Here is a 1,613-nt window from a genome sequence, read left to right as displayed (position 1 = left end):
GAGCGGGGAGGCGGTTTATGGCAAAACCCTGACGGCGACCCCTGACCTGGAACCGGGAACCGGCGCCCTGAGCTACGTCTGGAAGCGGGGCACTACAGAGGAGGATGCGGGTACGGTGATTGAGGGGGCGAGCGGCAGCGCCTATACTCTGACCGCAGCCGATGTGGGAAAGTATATTGCCGTGGAAGTGAGCCGCGAAGGCTATGACGGGAACGTGCGGGACGCCAAAGGCCCGGTGGGGCCCGCATCGGCTGCCTTTAGCGGTATTGCCGCCAATGGTTCCATTAGTGAGACAACTACGGTACTGACCCTGACTTTTGACAAGGACATTGACGGGCTAACGGCAGATGACATTATGATAAGCGCCGGGGTGGTCAAAGGCGACCTGAACAAGACAGGAGCCGGGATTTATGAACTAGGGGTAAGCGGCATTAGCGCTGGGGGGAGTGTCACGGTAACGGCGGCAAGTGCCAGGTATGCCATAAGCGCCGCTTCAAAAACAGTGTTTGTTTATTTTAATATTGGGCTAATTGAGAAGCGCGATATGGCAAACGCAGCAGGAGTAACCATAACCGGCAACGCCGCCTATAATAGTGAAGTATTTAAAGCTGGACGTACGGTAACACTCAGTGCCTTTAAGATAGCCAAGTTTGAAACGACTTATGAACTGTGGTATAACGTGCGCCAGTGGGCTATTGCCGATGCACGGGGCGCAGATAAATATACCTTTGCCCGTACAGGCAGGGAAGGGCATAACGGAAGTGACGGGGCGGCGCCTACCGGGGACAAGTATGAGCCGGTAACGTACATTAGCTGGCGGGACGCCATAGTATGGTGCAATGCCTACAGCGAGATGACGGGCAAGGAAGCGGTGTACTACAAGGCAGACGGAACCGCCATACTGCGTGCAGTCGCCGATGCGGACACGGCGGTGATGAAAGGCTGGCCTGGCGCTGTTCCCAACGGGTACCGGCTGCCAACGGAGGCGGAATGGGAATACGCGGCGCGGGGCGGCGGGACACCGGGCGACAGTGGACCCTTTATATATCCCTATGCGGGGGGTGATAATCTGGATGTTGTGGCATGGCATAAAGGTAATTCCGGCAACGCTACCCATGCGGTAGGGGGCAAGACTGCAAATAGCCCTCTTGGGCTATTTGACATGAGCGGGAATGTAGATGAATGGTGCTGGGACCGGTATGATTCAATTAGTACCGGTACAGCCGATAATCCTAAAGGAACTAATGGGTGGGTGTCCGCGATCCGGGTTATACGGGGCGGGAGCTGGTACGACGATGCGTCGGATTGCTCGGTTGCGACCCGGGACAACGACGGCCCCAACGGTGCGCCCAACGATATTGGTTTCCGTGTTGTGTCCCCCTGAGTGGAGGCAGAAATGGTGACTGTCACCAGTTTAGCCTAGGGCTCAGAAGTGGTATGTGGACGGCGTTGAGTCCGGCGGCAACAGCATTACGCTGAACGCTGGGGCTTACGATGTGCGGAACCATCAGTTCACCTTCCGGGGTGTCCAGGGCGGGGTCACGTATTCCAAAGAAATCGGCTTCAAGGTAAGCAAGTAAGGGAGGACCGGCATGAACAAACGCAATACGGGC

At 56.7% G+C, this 1,613-nt stretch carries 2 protein-coding genes; both read left to right on the top strand.

Annotation, left to right across the window (positions count from 1 at the left end):
• The coding region (locus tag TPRIMZ1_RS19860; protein ID WP_010261186.1) for a formylglycine-generating enzyme family protein at nucleotides 1-1,384 on the top strand (1,384 nt) is incomplete at its 5' end.
• A 55-nt stretch (nucleotides 1,385-1,439) separates the two neighbouring features.
• The gene (locus tag TPRIMZ1_RS20560; protein ID WP_157784258.1) at nucleotides 1,440-1,580 is read left to right on the top strand and encodes a hypothetical protein; all 141 of its coding nucleotides are present in this window, start codon (nucleotides 1,440-1,442) and stop codon (nucleotides 1,578-1,580) included.
• Nucleotides 1,581-1,613 lie beyond the last annotated feature (33 nt).

This window comes from Treponema primitia ZAS-1 (genome assembly GCF_000297095.1).
GTDB classification, from domain to species: Bacteria; Spirochaetota; Spirochaetia; order Treponematales; family Breznakiellaceae; genus Termitinema; species Termitinema primitia_A.
The sequence above is the reverse complement of the archived record's forward strand: the minus strand, read 5'-3'. Positions and strand labels throughout refer to the sequence as shown.